Here is a 20,479-nt window from a genome sequence, read left to right on the forward strand (position 1 = left end):
GGGGGGGGGGGGGCCCCCCGGCCCCCCCCCGGGGGGCGGGGGCCGCCGCGGTTTTTTGCGGCCCACCCCCCCGGGGGGGGGGGGGGGGCGGGGGGCGGGGGGGGGCGGCCCCCCCCGCACGACGGTCAGGTCAGCCGGTCACCGTGAAGGTGTAGCTGCCCGACCCGAGCGAATAACTGCCGGCCCCCTGCGGCACAGCCTCCGGCGGTGCGCTGATGGCCGACTCCGGGGACGACGGCACCCGCACCAGCGCCGTGGCGTTCGGGGGCACGACGACCTTCAGGGTCAACGTGCTGCCGCTTCGGGTCCAGGACGAGGCTGTCACCCCGTACGGGGAACGCAGCGACGACGATGCGGCCGTGAGGGAACCGTCGGGTTGAGGCGCGATCAGCGCCTGGCGATAGCCGGGGGACGCGGGCGCGACGCCGCCGACCGAGCGGTAGAGCCAGTCGCCGACCGAGCCCAGACCGTAGTGGTTGAAGGAGTTCATGCCGGGGTCCTGCAGCGAACCGTCGACGCGGATGCCGTCCCAGCGCTCCCAGATCGTGGTGGCGCCGCGGGAGTTCATGTAGCCCCAGCCGGGATAGCCGGGCTGCTGCAGGATCCGGTACGCGGTGTCGGCGTGCCCGTGGTCGGCCAGCGCGGGCAGCAGGTTCTCCACGCCCATGAAGCCGACGGACAGGTGGCCGTCGCGCGCGTCAACCTTGGCGGCGAGTTTGTCCGCCACGGACTGGGCGCGGTCGGCGGGCACCAAGCCGAAGGCCAGCGCGAGCACGTAGCCGGTCTGGCTGTTGTTGCCCACGGTGCCGTCGGCGGCGACGAAACGGCTCGTGAAGGCGGCGGCGATCCGGTCGGCCAGGGCGCCGTACGAGGTCGCCTCGGCGGTGCGGCCGGTGGCCGCGGCCATCCTCGAGACCAGGCGGGCCGACCAGCCGAAGAACGCCGTACTGGAAACGTCGTTGGGGGTGTTGTCGTCGACGTTGAGCCAGTCGCCGAACGTCTCGTGGTCGCGGATCAGGTCGGCGCCGGCGGTGGAGCGCAGGTAGTCGACGTATTTCGCCATCGCCGCGAAGTGCCGGTCGGCCGGAGCCAGGTCGCCGTAGCGTTGCCAGATCGTGTAAGGCACGATCACGCCCGCGTCGGCCCAGCCGGCCTTGCCCGCGCCGTCGATCACCGCGGGGGCCACGTCGGTGAATGCTCCGTCGGCGCGCTGCGCGTCCACCATGTCGCCGGCGAACTTGGTGAGCAGCCCGTGCGTGTCGAAGCCGAACGTCGAGGTGGCCGCGAACGAGGCGATGTCCCCGGTCCAGCCGAGCCGCTCGTCGCGTTGCGGGCAGTCGGTCGGGATGGACAGCAGGTTCGAGCGTGCACCCCACAGGATGTTGTGCTGCACCTGGTTCACCATCGCGTCGCTGGTCGTGAAGGTGCCGGTCTCGTCGCCGTCGGTCCACGCGGCCCGCCCGGTCAGGTTGTCCGCGGTCAACGTGCCGGGATATCCGGTGACCTCGACGTACCGGTAACCGTGGACCGTGAAGTGCGGCTCGAAGACCTCCGCCGCGCCCGTGCCGGCCAGCGTGAACGTGTCCGTGGCCTGGGCTGCCCGCAAGTTCGTGGTGTAGAGGGTGCCGTCGGCGTTCAGGATCTCGCCGTGCCGCAGCGTCACCCGGGTGCCGGCCGGTCCGGTCGCGCTCAGCCGGTTCCACCCCGCGAAGTTCTGACCCAGGTCGACGATCCAGGTTCCGGGCCGGGGCTGGGTGATCGCCCGGGGCCGGAACTCCTGCTGCACGGTGACGCCCGGGTCCACCTGGGCGACGAGGTTGGGGAGGGCGCCCGGACGAACCGTCACCGGGGTGCCGCCCGAGCCGGTGATCCGCGCGTCCTGGTCCTCGCCGTGGTACAGGTCGTCCGCCACGATCGTGCTGGCCGCGGCCGTCCAGGAACCGTCGGTGCGGACATCGGAGCGTGTCCCGTCGGCGTATTCGATGCTCAGCCGGGCCGAATACCAGGGCTGCGTGCCGTACCGCTGACTGCCCGCGAACCCGAGACTGCCCGAGTACCACCCGTTGCCGACCAGGGCCCCGAGCGTGTTGCCGCCCGGACGCAGTTTGGCGGTCACGTCGTAGACCCGGTACTGCAGGCGCTTGCCGTAGTCGGTCCACCCCGGCGCCAGCCGTTCGTCGGTGACCCGCTGACCGTTGAGGATGGTCTCGTGCAGGCCGAGCGCGGTGGCGAACAGCCGGGCCCGGGCTACCGGTTTGCCCAGGTCAAAACCCTTGCTGACGTACGGGGTGAAGTTCGTGACCGAGACCTGCGAGCCCCACGGTCCACCTCCGAGCGCGGCACTGACCCGCGCGGCAACCCAGGACCCGTCGTCGAATCCGGGCTGCTCCCAGCCGGACGGCCCGCTCTGGCTCGTTCTCCACGTGCCGTCGGTGACGAGTGTGCCGAGTTTGGCGATGACGCTCGCCGGGCTCGCGGTGGTGTTGGTGGCGGCGACGGCGATCGTGTTGCTCCCGGCCCGCAGCTGCGCGGTCACGTCCACCGTAGTGGCGCGTTTCCACGAGTCGGCGACCCGGCGCGAGGAGCTGACCCGGGCGCCGTTGACCCAGACGTCGGCGGTGTCGTCACCGGTCACGACCAGCGTCGCCGGTGTGCCGGCCGCGCCGCGGTCGAACGTACGGCGGAAGTAACGCGTGCCCGCGGGCGCCGAGCTGACGGGATCGCCCTCGGGGTACCAGATCCAGCTCGCACCGGTGAGGTTGGCGGTGGCCGGGGCCCCGACGAATTCGGCCTGCCATTCGGCCGCCGGGTCGAACAGCCCGGTGTCGAAACGGGCCGGCGCGCTCCACGGGCTGGGCCGTCCCTGGGTGTCCCAGACACGCACCCGCCAGTGATAGGTGCGGTCACTGACCAGGTCCGGGCCCCCGTACGTCACGTCGACGCTCTGCTGCGAGGCCACCTGTCCCGAGTCCCAGACGTCGGCCGCGTTCGCCGAGGTGCCGACAGTGACCTGGTAGCGGCCCTGGATCTGGCCGTTCGCGCCGGAGACCAGCCGCCAGCCGAAGCGCGGCCGCCGGTCGATGCCGATCGGGCCGGTCTGCCGTTGCGTGGTCAGCCCGGCCACGGTGACCGGCGAGGCGGCGTCGGCCGGCGGGGCGACCTTGCGAGTCCACGGCCCGATCCCGTACGCGCCCAGGTCCTTGGCCTGCACCCAGGTCTCGGGCACGGAGCTGGCGGCCTGCCAGGCGGCGTCGGTGACCAGGTCGACGGTGCCCGCCGCGGAGGCGACCCGCAGGTGACCGAGCAGACCGGCCGGCCCGGCGCTGCTGTTGCGTACGGCGATCCGCAGGGTGTTGGAACCGGGTCGCAGGGCGGCGGCGAGGTCGAGGTATCGGGCCTGCCGCCACGCGTCGGTGGTGCGCGGGGAGCCGGCCAGGTAGGTGTCGTTGAGCCAGACGTCGGTGGTGTCGTCGCCGGTCAGCACGAGCTGGGCGTCGGTGTAGGGGGCGGCTGGGGCGGTGAAGGCGCGGCGCAGGTAGCGGGTGGCGGCGGGGGCGCTCTGGGCGGGGTTGCCCTCGGGGAACCAGATCCAGCGGGCCGAGTCGAGGCCGGCCGCCGCAGCAGCCGGCCGGGGAGCGAGGGCGGCGGCGGGCGGGGCCGTGCGGGCAGCCTCGGTCAGTGCCGCGCCGGTGGTGAACCGGGCCGGGCGAGCGGTGCCGATGGGGGCGGCGCCGGCGGGGATGGCGGGGACGGTGGTGAGGGCGACAGCGACAGCGCTGATCAGCACTAACGCATGCCGGGGACGGATTCGGGTCATCGGGTCTCCTCGGGTAGGGGAGTGCTCCGCAAGGGGATCGACACATTTGAACGTTTCAATGTGTGCTGCGTTTTACGTTATGGTCAAAACGGTGATCCACACAAGACACCGGAGCCGAAGTTGCCCGGACGTCACCGCGAACGCCTGACCGCGGCTGGGTGGGTGCGCCACACCCTGAACGGCGAGCGCGAGCGAACCTAGCTTGGGGGCATGCGCAAATTTCTGATCACGTCGATGCTGCTCGTGGCGACCGGCGTGCTGGCCGCCTGCAAGACCGCACCCGCCGGGGAGTCCGGTGCGAGCGGCGACCCCCACCCGTACGTGGGAATGTGGGTCACCGCCGACAGCCACATCCGGCAGGAGCTGCTGGCCGGCAACCGATACGACGAGGCCCGGGGCACGCGATCCAGCGCGTACACCGGGCGCTACGAGGTCAAGGGCAACCACATCGACTACTGGGACGACAGCGGCTTCACTGCCGACGGCCGGTTCGAGGGCGACGTCCTCCACCACGGCGGCTACCTGTTCTATCGCGAGGGAAGCGAAGCCCACCGGCAGGCCGTCGCCGCTCGCTGAGGTCAGCGGGCCGGGCGGAAGTCCAGATACGGCGCCAGCAGCGTCATCGTGGTCGCCGCGTTGCGGGCGGCCCGCTCATGGTGATCATGGCCCTTGTGACGGTCGGCGGTGTCGGAGATGCCGCGGATGGCCAGCCAGCCGGTCGGCCGGACGGCGCGGGCGGTCGTCTCGTGGAAGGCCTGCGCCACGCCGGCGGCCTCGGTCTCGACGGCCATGACCTTCTCGTTGACGTCCCGCAACCAGTGCCGGATCTCGGACTGCGCGTCGGTCACCACCGCGTTGCCGGAACCGATCGGGCCGCGGTGGATGCCGAAGGGCCGGTCGGCCGGGAACGTCGCGGTGCCGAAGAACTCGTTGACCCGGAACTGCAGCGCCGCGGGGATCACCTGGGTCTGTCCGCGACGCCGGGTTCCCTCCGGCGTTTCCCGGCGGGCGTCATAGAAGATGATGCTGTCGCCCAGAACCACATCGCCCAGGCCGACCTTGGGATTGACTCCGCCGGCGATGCCGACCAGCAGCACGGTGGCGGGCCGGTACGCCTCGATCAGCCCGTGGCAGGCCAGCGCGGCCGAGTCGGTTCCCCGGGTCAGCGTCTGCACCGCGGCGATGCGCAGCGGACGGCCGTCCCCGCCCGCGAGCACCGCCTCGTGGGCGCTTGGGCCGTGGTCCAGGCGCCGGGTGCGGTAGTCGTCCAGGCTCTTCAGGACGTCCACCACCGCGCGGATCTCCTCGTCGATGACGGTCAGGACGCCGATATCGGCGCCCGAGGGCGTGGCCGGGCCGGGGAGGGCGGTGCCGGTGACCGGGCCGTGGAAGACGTTCTGGCCGCCGAAGTTGTTGACGCCGCCGCTGATTCTGATCATGAGCGACCGGCCGGCGCGGTCGTCTGACTGCCGTTGACCTGACCGTGGTAGGTGTTGGTGCCGCCGAAGTTGTTGACGCCCCCGCTGATGTTGAGGATCGACGCCGCCCGGGCCCGATACTCGGCGGTGTCGACCCCGCTGTCCTCCAGGAAGTCGAGCACGGCCGCGAGCACCCGGCGTTCGATGAGCCGGCGATACCGGTCGACATCCTGCAGCTGGGTGAAGTTGCGCACGCGGTCGGCCAGATAGTCGCCGCTGGGGAAGACCGGCTCGGCGCCCAGTTCCCGTACGGAGTACTGCGCGCCGTAGTCGTATCCCCGCGACAGCGCGGCCCCGGCGGCGTTACCCGAGCCGATGATCAGGTCGATCAGGCCACGGCCGACGGTGAGCGGCGCCCGCCCGACGATCCTCGGCGTCTCGAGCAGGCTGTGCCCGAGGGCCCTCAGCCAGGCCGGCGGCTCGGTGCCCTCGGCCGTGTCCATGATCCGGTAACGCTCCGCGCACGGCGGGAGGGCCGTGGTCGTCATCTCCAGATAAAGCGACCTTCCCTGTACGGCGAGGTGGACGTACACGGTGGTGACGAGCTGACCGCCCCACCCGAACACCTGGCAGGTCAGGTAGTGCCGGGCCGGGGTCGTCGGGTGTTGCACCACCGCCGCCATGATCTGTGGCTCCGTGTGCGGGCTGATCTCGGTGACCTCGGTGCCGGCCAGGCAGACCCGGTCCTCGACGCTCAGCCCGGCGATCTCCTCCTCGGCGCGGTGGCCCGGCAGCACGTCGGTCAGGTGACTCCGCACGTACGAAATGATCTCGTGGGCCTGGAACGGCGGCTCGGCGAATTCGCGCTCCTGCTCGGTCAGCTCGGCGTCGGCCAGGCCGGGGATCGAGGCCTCGGGACGCACCAGCCGCAGCGCGATTCCCTCGGTGCCGACGACCTGGCCCGACCCGACGAACGGGCGGAAGTCGCTGTAGACGGTGGTGTTTCCGCGCTGCTGGCGCCCGATCTCGTCGAGGCGCTCGTTGCGGCGCGGTGATCGCACGGGCGCACCCGGAACGAGCCGGGAAAGCTCGTTCTGCCGCCAGATCGCGTGCGCGACGGGCGCCAGGAACACCAGCAGAACCAGGACGGCCGCGCCGGCCAGCATGCCGGAGTCGTCGGTGGGGGCGCCGTAGGGATCGTCGTAGTAGCCGGTCGGAGACCCGTTTCCCTGGTTCAGGGAGGCCATGGCGGCGAGGCCGGCGAACGTGGAGACCGTCCAGCCGATGACCAGCAGGATCGCCCGCGGGAGGAAGGAGCCCTGGTTGATCGGCGCCCCGGCCCGCAGGTCGCGCACGATGTCGCGGACAAGGCGGCCGGTCGAGATCGTGATCTGCAGGCTGACCAGCGCCGACAGGGCAAAGATCAGGGCGGGCCACGAGACGAGGGCGGCCGTCACCAGGGTCAGCACGAGAACCAGGTCACGGGCGAGCGCGCCGTTGCGGGCGTGCAGGCAGTGCGAGAGCACCGGCACCACGTCGAAGCCGAACGACGGCGCGACCAGGCGTTTGGCCCGGTAGTAGACGCCGCGCAGGCTCGTGGTGCGGAACGAGTCGTCGAGATAGGCGGCGGCGCACAAGTGCCGCGTGGCAGTGGTGGGATCCTGTGGATAGGGATTGGGCAGATCGTATGGCCGGCGCGAACGGGATCGCTGAGTGGGCATGGTCATGGCGGAACTCCGATGGGAATGGACGGAGGAGGGAGGTCAGGCGGGCCGCAGCCGCCGGGCGGTGCACTGATTGGTCAGCGCGTCGCCCGACAATTCGGGAAAGTGAAGTGAGCACCAGCGGGTGACGTCGCTTCCGGACCGGAAACCGGCGAGCGCGAAGGTGACGTAAAGAGGCGCGCCGTTGTACAGCTGCCGCTTTCCGTAGTCGGTGCTCTTGAGAAGAATGATTTGCGCGTCGGCGAACCGGGGGTCGGCGCGCAACTGGCGGTGCTCGGCCAGGATGTCCGTGGCCCGGAAGGTGTGCGTGCCGTCGGCCGCGACCTGAAGAGGATCGGTGATGCCCGGCGTCTTCGAGGCGAGCTGGGCGGCGTGCTGGCCGCTGAGGCTCAGTCCGGCAAGGTCACGCCGGCTTGTGCGGCCGAGCTCGTAGAGCGCCACCTGGTCGGCGTCCGGCTCGGGATAAGCGCGCTCGGAACTCGGCGCGAGCGGTGACTCCACCTCGGGCGCCGACGCGGTCCCGCTCGACGGCGCGGTTTGAAACGAGGGCGGGGAAGGCTCGTTGCGCGACGCGTAGGCGACGGCACTGACACCGGCCACCGCGGTCACGGCCACCATGGCGACGGCGACGAGAACGGTTCGCCGCCCCGGCGCCGCTCGAACACGCGGCGGCGGCGTCTCGGACACGATCCACGGCGGCGGATCGGAGGGTTGGCGGAATTCATCAACCGGATCAGATTCGATCATTTCTGCGGTTCCGATCCACAAAGAAAGGACGCTGTGTCCGGAAAGCCTAAAGCGGCAATTCGCGGAGCACAGCGTCCGTTTCGGAGAAACCGTTACAGATGATCGTTGCGGGAGTGACAGCCGAAAAGCGCGGCATTCCGGCTGTCACCGCGAGCGGTCAGCCGGTCGGTGGCGCGGTGGTGTGGACGGCCGGGTCGCCCTGCTTGAGCCAGATCTGCGGGTTGTCGATCGGGGTGAAGGCGCGGTCGCCGCCCGGTTCCCGGGTGGTGGGGACGGCGTCGCCGCTGGGCAGGTGCATGATGAAGTTGATCGGCTTGGTGTCGTCGGCCAGCGGGATCTCGTACGTGGCCCAGCCGCCCTCGACGCGGGTCGCGGGCCACGGCTTGTCCCAGGCGATCTGGGTCAGCACCGCCGGGTCGACGGCGTCGCCCCACAGGTGCAGGCCCCAGCCGGTGTAGTCGCCGGCCGGCCGGTAGTAGTGCACGGTGGCCGTGGTCAGCGGCGGGCCGGCGTAGCGAACCGTGCGGATCGGGCTCACCACGTGCGGGTCGCTGAGCACGGCCCGATAGCGGATCTGGGTGCCGGCGGCCAGGTTGAGCGTGCTCAGGTCGTCGAAGACGGTGTACGCCGGGGACGAGTCGTCGCGGCCCACCGTCGTCCAGGCGCCCCCGGCGATGCTGCGCTCGAACCGCACCACGTGGGTGGCGCGCTCCGGATCGGCGACCGCCCGCACCTCGAGCTTGCCGCGCACGTTGGCGTTCTCGGCCGGGGCTTCGATGGTCAGCGCGGGCGCCGGCACCCGGGCCGAGCGGGCCCGGGTGGCCGAGGTGTGCCCGGCGTTGTCGAGGACCACGGCCCGGTATTCCACCGGCGTTCCCGCGCGCAGGCCGGACACGTCGTGGAACACCCGGTAGGGCGCGTTGTCGTCGGTGCCGATCGGCGTCCAGCCGCCACGGCCCGTACGGGCATAGAAGGTGACCTCGACCGGCGAGGAACCGGACACCGAGGCGGACACCTGCATGCGCCCGCGGGACTCCGACGACGGGGCGGGCGCGGCCGGCGAGATCGCCGGGGCCGCCTTGGACGCGGGGATCCGGCCGGTGGAGGCGTACACGACCGTCGACAACGGCGGCACGGTCACCGCGAGCGTGCGGTCGGCGGCCGACGTGGCCGTGGCCGGGCCGGTGCCGTACACCCGCTCGAACCGGCCCCCGGACAAGTAGGTCGGGATGGCCGCCGTCTGCGCGGACGTGCTGTTGTTCAGCGCCACCACGTACTCGCGCTGCTGAGTGCGCGAGGTGCGGGAGAACGCGTAGATGCCGGCCCCGGAGGACGCGTACCGGTGCTGGTGCACGCCGTCCCGCAACGCCGGATGCCGGGCGGTCAGCGCGGCCAGCCCGGCGATCCCCGCGTACAGGGGATGGGTCGTGACGAAGTTGTCCTGGGCGTGTGTGGCCGGGGTGCCGAGCAGGTCGTCGTCGAGGTATTCGGGCACCCGGCTGGCGAACATGGTCTGCCGGGCGTCCTGGTCGCCGCCGGGCCCGGTGAAGCCCTGCTCGTCGCCGTAGTAGATGACCGGGTTGCCGCGCGAGAAGTACATCAGCTCGTGCGCGAGCCGGTCCCGGGCCAGCCACACGGCGTCGCCGGCGCCCGGGTTGTCGGCCTGCACGAAGCTGCCGATCCGGCCCATGTCGTGGTTACCGAGGAACGTGGGCAGCTGGTAGACGTTGGAGTCGGCGTCGGTGTACCAGTCGTCGCCGGCGAAGAACTGCTCGAGGGCGGCGGCCGGCTGCCCGCGTGAGGCGTAGTTGCGGGCCGCGTCCTGGAACGGGAAGTCGAGCACCGCCTGCATGCGGTCGCGGGTGGTGAACTGCGAGGTGAAACTCTTCGAGGTGTCGAAGACCTCGCCGAACATGAAGAACTCGGACTTGCCGTGCTTGCGGGCGTACGACAGCACCTCGGGCCCGAACTTCTGCCAGAACTCGTCGTTGACGTGCTTCATGGTGTCGATCCGGAAGCCGTCGACGCCGAAGTCGCCGATCCACTTCTCGTAGACGTCGATCATGCCGTTGACCACGCGCGGGTGCTCGGTGAAGAGGTCGTCGAGGCCGAAGAAATCGCCGTACAGCGAGTTCTCGCCGGCGAAGGTCGTGTCGCCCCGGTTGTGATAAAGCGTGGTGTCGTTGAGCCAGGCCGGAACCTTGAGATCCCGCTCGGCCGGATCGAGCACCGGCTTGTACGGGAACGACACCGCCGGGTCGAGCTTCGGGAAGTTCGGCTTGCCGGCGTAGTCGCGGTCGTCGAACGGGCGTCCGGCGGCGGTCTTGTACGGCGCGACGTCCTTGGAGACGTACGGCTGCCGGGCGCCCGACTCGTAGCCGATCACGTCGGCGGTGTGGTTGGTGATGATGTCGAAGTAGACCTTCATGCCGCGCCGGTGTGCCGCGTCGATCAAGGACTTGAGCTCGGCGTTGGTGCCCAGGTGAGGGTCGATCTGGGTGAAGTCGGTGATCCAGTAGCCGTGGTAGCCGGCCGACGGCCCGTCCTCCAGCTGCACGGCCTTGTTCTTGAAGCTGGGCGTCAGCCAGATCGAGGTGGTGCCCAGCCCCTTGATGTAGTCGATGCGGCGCAGCAGCCCGGCCAGATCGCCGCCGTTGTAGAAGCCCTTCTTGGCCGGGTCGAACCCCGACACCAGCGGGTCGGCGCCGAGGCCGCCCTGGTCGTTGGCCGTGCTGCCGTTGTCGAACCGGTCGGCCATGACGAAGTAGAAGTTCTCGTCCGTGACCGGGGCGCGCAGCGAGTGACGGCCGGGCAGGCCGTCCCCCGAGGCGGCGGCCGGGGCGCTCATCACCCCGCCGGCCAGCACCGCGGACAGGACCACGGCGAGTCTTCGGCGTACAGAAAACATCAGATCTCCTGCGCTAGAAGGATTTCCCCGATGGCGGTTTGCAGGCTGTCGTCCAGGTTGAAGGACTGCAGAACCGTCAGCGGCCGGGCCGACTCGACAGCCTCGAGCACCCGGGTTTTCAGCGAGATGGCGATCTGCGCCCGGTCGAGCAGCGCGAAGATCAATCCGGTCACGTCGTTACGGCGCAGGCGGGGATGGGCGCCGACGCCGATCCGTAACGTGGCCGTGACAGGCACGTCTCGGACTGTAATGGATGTTCGAGTTTCACCACGGTGAATCTCCGCCGGGACTGGCAGGTCGTCCACCGTTGCCACCGGATCGACGCCGGTGAGTGCCGGAAAGGTGGTTGTCCAGGTGCGGGCGATCGGCCCGGGGCCGGCCACGAACTCGCCGGAGTCCTGGCGCCAGCGCAGCGGCGTCCGGCCCGAGTCCTCGACCAGGTCGAACGAGCCGTCGGCGCCCGCCACCACGAGCACCTCCAGATGCGAGGGCTCGACCGGATCGTTGCCGGGCACGGCCCGGCCGTCCAGGGGGACGATCGCGCCCGCGGCGGCCAGGACCGGGATGGTGGTCAGGTCCCGGTGCAGGTAGAGCGTGCGGCCGCCGTCGTAGACCAGGTCGGTGAGCACGTCGACCCAGGTGCCCTCGGGCAGCCAGGCCTTGACCCGCCCCAGGCCCGTACGGGGGTCGGCCTTCGACGTGATCGCGGCGACCAGCAGCTCCGAGCCGAACTGGTACTGGTCCGGCACCTCGTACGCCGCGTCGGAAGCGGGGGAGCGGTAGTACATCGGCAGCACCAGGGGCAGCCGGCCGCGCGAGTTCATGGTGTGCAGGTACGGCACGAGCCGGTGCCGCAACCGCAGGAACGCCGTCATCACCTCGCGGGCCGGGGACGGGAACGACCACGGCTCCTTGTGGATGAACGGGTTCTTGGCCGAGTGCAGCCGCAGGATCGGCGAGAAGCAGCCGAACTGCACCCACCTGGTGGCCAGCTCGTCGTCGCGTACGCCGAAGAAGTGCCCGCCGATGTCGTGGCTCCACCAGCCGTACCCGATGTTGGCCGCGGTCGCCGTGAAGTAGGGCTGGAACGCCAGCGAGGCCCACGAGATGACGGTGTCGCCGGAGAACCCCACGGGGTAGCGGTGGCTGCCCGGCCCGGCGTACCGGGAGAAGGTGAGGGAACCGTTGTCGACGAAGTGGAAGTGGTTGAGCATCCACAACGGGTCGATGCCGGCCACCCGGGAGTGCGGGCCGGACTGCCAGTCGAGCCACCAGAAGTCGACCCCGCCGGCCTCGAGACCGCGGTGCAGCACCTCGAAGTAGGCGGTGAGGAACCGGCGGTCGGTGACGTCGAAGGCGATCGGTTCCCCGGCCGACGGGTCCCGGCCGAGCGCGGCCGCCATCGCCGGATAGGCGTCCTCGTACGCCCGGACACCGTCGGCCGGGTGGACGTTGAGCGTGACCCGCAGCCCGTTGTCGTGCACCCGCCGCACGAAACCGGCCGGGTCGGGGAAGAGCTCGCGGTTCCAGGTGTAGCCCGTCCAGCCGCTGCCGTGCCGGGGGTCGACGTCGGTCAGGTGCCAGTCCATGTCGATCACGCCGACCGAGAACGGCAGTCCCTCCTCGCGGAACCGGTCGAGCAGCGCCAGGTAGGACTCGTCGGTGTACGCGTGGTAGCGGCTCCACCAGTTGCCCAGCGCGAACCGGGGCACCACCGGCTGGGGCCCGGAGACGGCGTAGAGCGCCTCGAGCGCTTCGGCGTAGTCGTGGCCGTACGCGAACACGTACAGGTCGACGCGGTTGACGTTGTCGGCGCTGACCCAGCCCTCGTCGTCGAACAGGAACGAGTGCGAGTCGTCGATGACGGCATAGCCGGTACGCGAGACGACCCCCGGTTCGAGCGGGACCGGCCCGTCGGCGTTGTCGAGGGTGCGAGCGGTTCCGCCGAGGTCCTGCGGCGCCTGCCCGTAGCGCCAGACCGAGTGGTAGGTGCTGATTCCGCCGCCCACCGCGAGGCTCAGGCCGCTGGTGGTGAACGGCCCCCGGTCGTACGTGAGCCGGAAGCGGGACGTGACCACCTCGAGCTCGTGCTCGCCCTCGAGCACCCGGAACTCGGGCACGGGCAGGTGGCGGTGGACGGCGAAGGTGGACGCGCGGTCCTCGAAGACGCCGTCCGCGGCATACTCCAGCCGGACCAGGCCGTCGGTGAGCACCGTGATGCGGTAGTGCTCGCCGGCGACCACGGCCGCGGGATCGGCCACCGGGCCCATCAGTCCTTCACCGACCCGGCCGTGAGCCCGCCGACGATGTAGCGCTGCAGATATTGGAAGAGCAGCACCACCGGCAGGGCCGTCATCAGCGCCCCGGCCGCGAACACGCCCAGGTTGTTCGACCGGTCCGACTCGATGATCCCGTACAGGCCGACCGCCAGGGTCTTGGAGCGGGTGTCGGTGAGGAAGATCGAGGCGAGCAGGAACTCGCCGATCACCCCGACGAACGCGAGCAGGCCGGTGACCGCCAGGATCGGCCGGGCCAGCGGCAGCAGGATGCGGAAGAACACGGTGGCGTGGCTCGCGCCGTCCACCACGGCCGCCTCGTCGAGCTGGCGCGGGATGGTGTCGAAGTAGCCCTTGATCAGCCACACCTGGGCCAGCGCGCCGCCCATCAGCACCAGGCTGTAGCCGGCGATCGTGTTGAGCCCCAGCGCGGGCACCGCCTGGCCCAGCCCGGTGATCATGGTGAACAGCGCGATCACGGCCAGGAACTGCGGGAACATCTGGATCAGGAGCAGGGTCAGCAGGCCGCCGCGACGGCCCCGGAACCTCAGGCGGGAGAACGCGTACGCGGCCAGGGCGCTGCAGAGGACCTGCACGACGGTCACCGCGGCGCAGACGATCACGGTGTTGAGCAGCCAGCGCGGGAACGGCCGGGCCGGATCCTCGAACAGCGACCGGAAGTGCACGAGGCTGAACCGGGTGGGGATCACCTCGGTCGAGACGACGGTGCCCAGCGGGTTGAACGCCGCCGAGACGACGTAGAGCACCGGGACGACGGCGAAGACCACGGCCACGAGACCGCCGGCATGACGCCAACCGACCTCGCGCCACCAACGGATTGTCACGTCAGTGCACCTCCTCGAGACCGCGGGTGGCCCGGAACTGCGCCGCCGCCAGCACGCCGGTGATGACGAACAGCAGGGTGGCGATGGCGGCGGCGAACCCGAACTGGGCGCCGCCGGCACCGAACGCGAGCCGCACGGTGTAGCTGATCAGGATGTCGGTCGCGCCCGCCTCCGGGTTGTCCGGTGTGAACGGGCCGCCGTGGGTGAGCAGCTCGATCACGTTGAAGTTGTTGAAGTTGAACGCGAACGATGCCACCAGGATCGGCGCTACGGCGACCAGCAGCAACGGGAAGGTGATTCTGCGGAAGGCGGTGAACCCGCCGGCGCCGTCGATGGTGGCGGCCTCCTTGAGCTCGCCCGGGATGGCTTGCAGGGCCCCGGTGGCAACCAGGAACATGTACGGGAAACCGAGCCAGAGGTTGAGCAGCAGCAGGGCGGCCTTGGCCCACAGCGGGTCGCCCAGCCAGTCGACGTTCAGCCCGGTCAGGTCGTTGATCAGCCCGAACTCCTGGTTGAAGAAGCCGGACCAGACCAGGATGCTGATGAAACCGGGGATCGCGTACGGGAGCAGCAGCACCGAGCGGTACACCTTCTGCCCCCGGACGCGGGGATCGTTGAGCATCACGGCCAGGCCCAGCCCCACGACGAAGGTGAGGGCGACCGAGCCCGCCGCGAACGCCACCGTCCAGCCGAAGATGCGCAGGAAACCGCCGAGGATGCGCTGATCGGTGAACGCGCGCCGGTAGTTGTCGAGGCCTACCCCGGCCCGCCACGACTGCTCCGACAGCCGTACGCCCGAGCTGTCTGCGAAGTACTCGCGGTCGCCCTGCCGCTGGACCGTGTACCGCACGCCGGAGTCCGTGTCGGTGATGGCGCCGCTCGCTTCGTCGTAGCGCAGCCGTGCCCGCCCCTCGTAAGCCTCGCGCAGCCCGCGCTGCCGGATCGCGCCGCCCTCGGTGGGCACGGCGAACTCCCTCAACTGGGCCGCCGCGTCGTTGACCTGTTTCGGCGTCAGGACGGTGTAGCCGGGGGCGGCGGTGACGAACCCGTCGGTGACGGTCGGGCTCAAAGCCTTCAGCCCGTCGCGGTTTCCGGCGTACGCCCGCCCGGTCGCCCGGTCGACCAGCAGGAACGCGAACTCGCCGGCGTCGGTGGTGGCCACGGTGAGGTTGAACTGCGGCGAGCCGGGCGCCGGCGCCACCGAGTTGGCCAGGATCCGCTCGACCGTCTGCTCCCTGGTCGTACGGGTGCCGTCGCCGTAGTTGGTGGTGGACATCTGCACGGTCGCCATCGCCGGCGCGACGGTGAACACGACGAGCAGAAGCGTGCCGGGCACCAGATATTTGGCCGGCAGCGCCCGTCCGGTGGCATAGATGGCCAGCAGCACCGCGACGACGGCCCAGGCGACGGCGAGCACGACGTGGTGGCCGCCGCCCGCCAGGCTGGGAGTGAGGGCCGCCGCGGTGCCGGCCGCGATCCCCAGGCAGAGGATCCGGATCACTTGGCGCGGACCGCACTCTCGATCGTCTTGCCGGTCTTGCGCATCGTGTCCGCCGGGTCGGCGCCGCCCACGATGGTGGCGTAGGCCTGGCCCAGCGGCGGCCACACGCCCGCCATGAACGGGAAGTCCGGCAGCAGCGTCGCGTTCTTCGCCCCGGCGGCCAGCTTGCCCATGTCGGCGTCCCGGGCCGAGACCGCGGCCAGCACGTCGGTGCGCACGGGCGGGCGCGGATCCTGCTCGTACATGGCCGTCATGGCCTCGGGCGTGTTCATGGTCCGGGTGACGAACTCCTCGGCGAAGGCCGGGTTCTTGGCGTTGGACATCATCCAGAAGGCCTGGACGCCCAGGAACGGCGCGGCCGGCTTGCCGCCCTGGAACGGCGGGATCGGCGTGATGTCGTACGGGACCTTGGATTCGCGGATGTCGGCCAGCGCCCACGGTCCGGAGATCAGGTAGGCGGCGTTGCCCGCGGTGAACTGGGCGATTGCGTTCGAGCCGTCGATCGAGCGGGACAGCACCTTCGACCCCTTCTCGCCCAGCGCCGCGATCTTGCCGGCCGCCGCGATCGAGGCCGGGGTGCCGATGCCGATCTTCGTGGTGTCGTACTGGCCGTTCGCGTCCATGGCGAACAGCGAGCCACCGGCCGAGGTGAAGAACGGGTGCATGTGGTACGCGTCGCCCTCCTGACCGACCGGCAGCGAGAGCGCGCGTTTGACCGTGCCCTTCTTGACCGCCGCCTGCCCGGTGCTGACCAGCTCCTCGACGGTCGCGGGCGCCCCGGGAGCCGCCTTGGTGTTGCGATAGAGGACGAGATTCTCCATCCCGTACGGCAACGCCCAGACCTGCCCGTTGCGGCTCACCGAGGCCACGGCGCTTTTCTCGTACGCGGTCAGATCGCCGGCGCCCAGCGAGAGCGGCTTGATCGTGCCGTTCTGCAGCGCGCCGCCGAGGAAGTCGTTGGGCAGGGTCAGGACGTCGGGGCCGTTGCCGGCCTCGTTGGCCGTGATCGCGTTGGCGGCCAGGTCGGCCGCGATCACCTGCACGGCGACCGTGATGCCGTTCTCCTGGCCGAACTTGCGGGCGATCGGGGTGACCGCGCGGCTCGCCGCCTCGGAAGTCCAGATCACCAGGTCGGCGTCCTCGCGGGCCGGGCCGCCGGCCGACGCGCTCGGGGCCGGGGCCGGGGCCGCGGTCTTTTTCGTGCCACCGTCCCCGCCGTCGCTGCAGGCGGCCGCCGGCAACAGGGCGGTCGCGGCTATGAGGACCAGCAAGCGGGATCTCATCGGGACTCCTCTGGGGGTGTGGTCACCGGCGTGCCGCTACGTAAGCGTTTACGAAATGAGAGTGAAACAAGTCACCTCTTCTGTCAACCATCAATGTCTACGGCCCATTTTCGTGGGACTTTCGCGCGACGTGGCCGGACGTAAACGCTTACGTCATCTAGGGTGATGGCCGTGGCGAAGCGTGCGGTGGCGTTGAACATGGCGGATCTGGCCGAGCGCGCCGGTGTCTCCATCGCGACGGTGTCGCGAGCCCTGAGCGGCGCACCCGGCGTCTCCGACGAGACCCGGCGCAAGATCAGGATGCTGGCCGACGACCTCTCGTACGCGGTCTCGCCCGACGCCGCCCGCCTGGCCCGCGGCTCCAGCGGCCGGGTCGCGGTGGTGACGCCGGACGTGTCGCACTGGTTCTACGCGTCCATGCTCGACGGCATCGTCACCGGCCTGCGCGGCACCGACCTCGACGTGCTGCTCTACGAGGTCAAGGAGGAGCGCGAACGCCGGCGCTTCTTCGAGGAGCTGCCGGCCCGCCGCCAGGTCGACGCCCTGATCCTGGTCGCCCTGCCGATCAGCGACGACGAGCGGCGGCGTCTCGACCTGATGGGCGTCACCGTGGTCATGGCCGGCGGCACCCTCGGCGACCACCCGCACGTGCGCATCGACGACGTCGAGGCCGGGCGCCAGGCCACCGCCCAGCTCGTCCGGGCCGGCCACACCCGGATCGCCATGATCAATTCAACCGGCACGTGGAGCCTCGAGTACGCCGCCCCCAGCGCCCGCCTGCGCGGCTTCACCACGGTGCTCGAAGAGGCCGGCCTCGACGCGTCGATGGTGGTGAACCGCCACTGGGGCAGTCACGGCGGCGTCGAGGGCATGAGCGAGCTGCTGAGCCGGTCCGGCCCGCCGACCGGGGTGGTCGCCTTCTCCGACGAGGTGGCCTTCGGCGCCCTGCGAACCTTGCGCCGGGCCGGGGTCGCGGTCCCGTACACGATTTCGGTCGTCGGCATCGACGACCACCACCTGTCCGACATGTTCGACCTCACCACGGTCCGCCAGCCCGTCACCGAGCAGGGACTGGTCGCCGGGCAGCTGGTCCACCAGATCCTGCAGGAGGGCGAGCCGGCCGCCGCCCACGTCACCCTGCCGACCCAGTTGATCGCGCGGGGCACCACCGCGCCGCCGGCCGAAGCGCGATAAAGGATCTCGTTCGCAAATACAGATCATCCGGAATGCGGGGCCCGTTCGGCTGATCGGTCCGACGTATCAGGCGATCCGGTGCGTCCTTTCATGCCATTACCCGACGGTCAATCATGGCGGAAGTTTGTTGTGGGAAAACGACTGTCGTCCTATCGTCCGACCAGTGAGCTTTTCGGACGATGAGGCGCGGCGACGTCGTCGGTAAGGTCAATCCTATTCGGATCTCGAAATCTCGATGATCGTAATTCGGCAAGATTCAGAAACTCTTCTTGATCCTTTCTCGCCTTGACGAATGGACGCGATTTCGATGATCACCATGAATCGGCGTGGCCGGCGTCCCCGGCCGGCGATCACCGCGCTGATCGCGATGGCCGGGGCGGCGCTGGTCACGGGAGCCCTTCCCGCTCAGGCCCGTGAGGACACCGAGACCTTGCCGTCCATGCAGGTCGTCGTGCTGGTCGACGAGTCCGGCAGCCTCGGCGACCCCGATGTGGTCCGCGAGCGGGAGGCCGCGCGCACGATCATCTTCAGCGTCCTGGGGCCGAAGTCGGAAGTGTCCGTGGTCGGCTTCGGCAGCTCCAACGGCTCCGGCCAGAGCGCCGTCGACGTGGTCTGCAAACCCACCGTTCTCGATGGCGAGCAGGACCGCGACTCGCTGGCCACCTGCATCTCGGGCCTGCATCGGCGCCCGCCCGCCGAGGGCGCCGACACCGACCACGCCGCCGCGCTCCAGCAGGCCCTGTCGTTCGTCCAGGCCGGTAAGCCGGAGCAGAAAAAGGTTGTCTTCTTGTTGACAGACGGCGTGCTGGACGTCGCGAAGAGCCCGTCGTACGGCGACACGCCCGAGCGCCGCAACGCGGCCGCCCGGGCCACCGCGACCCGCACGCTCGATCAGCTCGACGCGGCCAAGGCTCAGGTGTGGCCGCTCGGCTTCGGGTCCGTCGACCAGGCCGCGCTGAGCGGTTTCGCCCGCGGGCAGAGTTGCACCCCGGCCGCCGGTGACCCGCGTGAACGCGTCGTCTCCGATTCGTCGAAGCTGACCAAAGCGGTGGCCGAGGCGTTCAGTTCGGCCGGATGCATGAAATACAACGAGAGCGATGTCGGCGATGTCAGCAAGGGCGGCCGCACGGATCTGCACGGCACGATCCCGGCCATCGCCAGCGAGGCATCGATCATTGTCTACAAGCGCAACAAGAGTGTGCAGGTGGAATACATCGCGCCCGGAGCGGTCAAGCCGGCGCCGGATGCGGGCGGATCGAAATTCGAGTTCGCCGGTCAGTCCACCGACATGGAGACCGTCAAGATTTCCGATCCGCAGCCGGGTGAGTGGACCATTCGGCTGTCGTCGGCCGATGTGGCGGCCAAGAACGTCATGGCCACCGTCGTCTATCAGGCGGCCGTGCGCGCCTCCGTCACCGTGAACCCGCCCCAGCCCAAGCCCGGCCAGCAGGTCGACGTCGAGATGCAGGTGATGGCCCGCAACCGGGCCATCACCGACACCAAGGCGCTGAGCGGACTGAGTTTCGCCGCGGCGATGACCGGGGCCGGCGTGCCCGCCCAGAACATCGCGCTGGCCGACCCGGACAAGGACGGCACCTACAGCGGCAAGGTGACGGTGCCGTCCTCCGCGACCGGCGCGCTGGCCTTCACCGGCCAGGTCAGCGGCATCGGCATCGGCGGTGACACCCGGACCCGCGACACCCGCATCCAGAAAGCGGGCGAGATGGTCCAGGGCTCGATCCTGTTCGACGTCAACCGGTCCGCGGCCAACCCGGGTTCGGTCATCCCCGGCCGGTTCACCGTCCGCAACGACTCCGGCCGGCCGGCGCAGCTGCGGCTGCTCGTCGCCGACCCGTCACCGGGCACGGTCCTCACCGCCGAGCCGTCGGCGATCGAGGTCGCCGCCGGGTCGAGCACCACACCGTTCACCCTCAAGGTCGGCGACGACAACGCCGAGGGCGTCAGCCGCGCCACCCTGCGGCTGGTCAGCGCGGCGGACCCGTCGGTCGTGGTGGCCGAGCGTCTGATCAGCGCCGACATCAGCCCGGTGCCGTCGATCTGGTACCGCTACCGGTGGCTGCTGCTCGCCGCGGCCGTGCTGCTGGCCGGCGCCCTGGCCGTGGTGCTGATCCGGCTGCGCGCGCTCAACGAGGCCAGGAAGGTTCGCGGGCTGACCGTACGGCTGTACTCGGCCGGAACGCTGAGCGACGAACTCCCGGCCCCCGACCCGAACAGCAAGGTTCTGCGCTTCACGGTCAACCAGGACCACAGCGGCCTGCACCTGCAGCCGGCCGGGCCGCGGGAGCCGGAGGTCTACGAGGTGCGGCGGGCGGGCGCGGGTCTGGCCCTCACCGCGCCGGACACCGCGCGCACGCAACTGGGCATCGGCGTGCAGCGGCGGATCGGCAAGGACCGCGCCATCGCGGTCTTCGACGCCGGCCCGGGCGCGACGTCCGACCCGGAACCGTTCGGCGCGACCTCCTACGACCCGTTCGGCGGGGCGCCGCCGACCCGGTCCGAGCCGTACGCGACGGTGCCGGGCCAGCGATCCGACCCGGACACCTATTCCTATCCGCCGCCCCAGGATCCGTATCTCAGCGCCCCGTCCGACCCCTTCGGATCGGGCCCCCAGTTCGGCGATCCCTTCGACGAACCGGACCGGACCCGCCCGTCGCCGCCCAAGCCCGCGCCCGGTTCCGGACCCGGGTCCGGGTCCGGGTCCGGCGGCAGCTTCGACCCCAACAACCCTTTCTAGCCGGCCGGGAG

The 20,479-nt window shown here is 70.5% G+C and carries 12 protein-coding genes; 3 read left to right on the forward strand and 9 right to left on the reverse strand.

Annotated elements, in window-relative coordinates; translation table 11 throughout:
- Window positions 1–130: 130 nt before the first annotated feature.
- Entirely contained in the window at window positions 131–3,817 is a 3,687-nt protein-coding gene (locus ACZ3I4_RS21840) for a family 78 glycoside hydrolase catalytic domain (RefSeq protein WP_465383817.1), read from the reverse strand.
- A 210-nt stretch (window positions 3,818–4,027) separates the two neighbouring features.
- Between ACZ3I4_RS21840 and ACZ3I4_RS21845 the strand changes: the two genes are divergently transcribed.
- Window positions 4,028–4,393, forward strand: coding sequence for an Atu4866 domain-containing protein (locus ACZ3I4_RS21845; protein ID WP_465383818.1), 366 nt, complete (start codon window positions 4,028–4,030; stop codon window positions 4,391–4,393).
- A 2-nt stretch (window positions 4,394–4,395) separates the two neighbouring features.
- Here the strand turns inward: ACZ3I4_RS21845 and ACZ3I4_RS21850 are convergent, their stop codons facing one another.
- The 8 genes from ACZ3I4_RS21850 to ACZ3I4_RS21885 all read right to left on the reverse strand — a co-directional run bounded on the left by ACZ3I4_RS21850 (window position 4,396) and on the right by ACZ3I4_RS21885 (window position 16,519).
- Window positions 4,396–5,256, reverse strand: a complete 861-nt coding sequence (locus ACZ3I4_RS21850; RefSeq protein WP_465383819.1) for a 5'-methylthioadenosine/S-adenosylhomocysteine nucleosidase family protein — start codon at window positions 5,254–5,256, stop codon at window positions 4,396–4,398.
- Entirely contained in the window at window positions 5,253–6,962 is a 1,710-nt protein-coding gene (locus ACZ3I4_RS21855) for a hypothetical protein (RefSeq protein WP_465383820.1), read from the reverse strand. Before ACZ3I4_RS21855 ends, ACZ3I4_RS21850 begins: the two co-directional genes overlap by 4 nt.
- Window positions 6,963–6,998: 36 nt before the next feature.
- Window positions 6,999–7,577, reverse strand: coding sequence for a hypothetical protein (locus tag ACZ3I4_RS21860; protein WP_465383821.1), 579 nt, complete (start codon window positions 7,575–7,577; stop codon window positions 6,999–7,001).
- A gap of 286 nt (window positions 7,578–7,863) precedes the next feature.
- Window positions 7,864–10,614 (reverse strand): alpha-amylase family glycosyl hydrolase, encoded by a 2,751-nt coding sequence (locus ACZ3I4_RS21865; protein WP_465383822.1) that lies wholly within the window; start codon window positions 10,612–10,614, stop codon window positions 7,864–7,866.
- Window positions 10,614–12,875: a glycoside hydrolase family 31 protein gene (locus ACZ3I4_RS21870; protein WP_465383823.1), complete on the reverse strand. Its 2,262-nt coding sequence runs from the start codon at window positions 12,873–12,875 to the stop codon at window positions 10,614–10,616. Before ACZ3I4_RS21870 ends, ACZ3I4_RS21865 begins: the two co-directional genes overlap by 1 nt.
- Window positions 12,876–12,883: 8 nt before the next feature.
- Complete coding sequence (locus ACZ3I4_RS21875; protein WP_465383824.1) at window positions 12,884–13,735, reverse strand: sugar ABC transporter permease; 852 nt, start codon at window positions 13,733–13,735, stop codon at window positions 12,884–12,886.
- A gap of 1 nt (window position 13,736) precedes the next feature.
- Window positions 13,737–15,236 carry an ABC transporter permease subunit gene (locus tag ACZ3I4_RS21880; RefSeq protein WP_465383825.1) on the reverse strand — a complete coding sequence of 500 codons (1,500 nt, stop codon included), beginning with the start codon at window positions 15,234–15,236 and terminating at the stop codon, window positions 13,737–13,739.
- Window positions 15,233–16,519 carry a sugar ABC transporter substrate-binding protein gene (locus tag ACZ3I4_RS21885; RefSeq protein ID WP_465383826.1) on the reverse strand — a complete coding sequence of 429 codons (1,287 nt, stop codon included), beginning with the start codon at window positions 16,517–16,519 and terminating at the stop codon, window positions 15,233–15,235. Before ACZ3I4_RS21885 ends, ACZ3I4_RS21880 begins: the two co-directional genes overlap by 4 nt.
- Window positions 16,520–16,690: 171 nt before the next feature.
- Here ACZ3I4_RS21885 and ACZ3I4_RS21890 point away from each other — a divergent pair, with 171 nt between their 5' ends.
- On the forward strand, window positions 16,691–17,713 hold the full coding sequence (locus ACZ3I4_RS21890) for a LacI family DNA-binding transcriptional regulator (RefSeq protein ID WP_465383827.1): 1,023 nt from the start codon (window positions 16,691–16,693) through the stop codon (window positions 17,711–17,713).
- Window positions 17,714–18,005: 292 nt separating this feature from the next.
- Window positions 18,006–20,468, forward strand: a complete 2,463-nt coding sequence (locus ACZ3I4_RS21895) for a vWA domain-containing protein (RefSeq protein ID WP_465383828.1) — start codon at window positions 18,006–18,008, stop codon at window positions 20,466–20,468.
- The last annotated feature ends 11 nt before the right edge of the window (window positions 20,469–20,479 follow it).

Source organism: Actinoplanes sp. NPDC021490 (assembly GCF_055562135.1).

Bases quoted from the DNA above. Each gene is read 5' to 3' on its own strand.
- ACZ3I4_RS21840 (WP_465383817.1), bottom strand. From the start codon at position 3,817: ATGACCCGAATCCGTCCCCGGCATGCGTTAGTGCTGATCAGCGCTGTC.
- ACZ3I4_RS21845 (WP_465383818.1), top strand. From the start codon at position 4,028: ATGCGCAAATTTCTGATCACGTCGATGCTGCTCGTGGCGACCGGCGTG.
- ACZ3I4_RS21850 (WP_465383819.1), bottom strand. From the start codon at position 5,256: ATGATCAGAATCAGCGGCGGCGTCAACAACTTCGGCGGCCAGAACGTC.
- ACZ3I4_RS21855 (WP_465383820.1), bottom strand. From the start codon at position 6,962: ATGACCATGCCCACTCAGCGATCCCGTTCGCGCCGGCCATACGATCTG.
- ACZ3I4_RS21860 (WP_465383821.1), bottom strand. From the start codon at position 7,577: ATGGTGGCCGTGACCGCGGTGGCCGGTGTCAGTGCCGTCGCCTACGCG.
- ACZ3I4_RS21865 (WP_465383822.1), bottom strand. From the start codon at position 10,614: ATGTTTTCTGTACGCCGAAGACTCGCCGTGGTCCTGTCCGCGGTGCTG.
- ACZ3I4_RS21885 (WP_465383826.1), bottom strand. From the start codon at position 16,519: ATGAGATCCCGCTTGCTGGTCCTCATAGCCGCGACCGCCCTGTTGCCG.
- ACZ3I4_RS21895 (WP_465383828.1), top strand. From the start codon at position 18,006: ATGGACGCGATTTCGATGATCACCATGAATCGGCGTGGCCGGCGTCCC.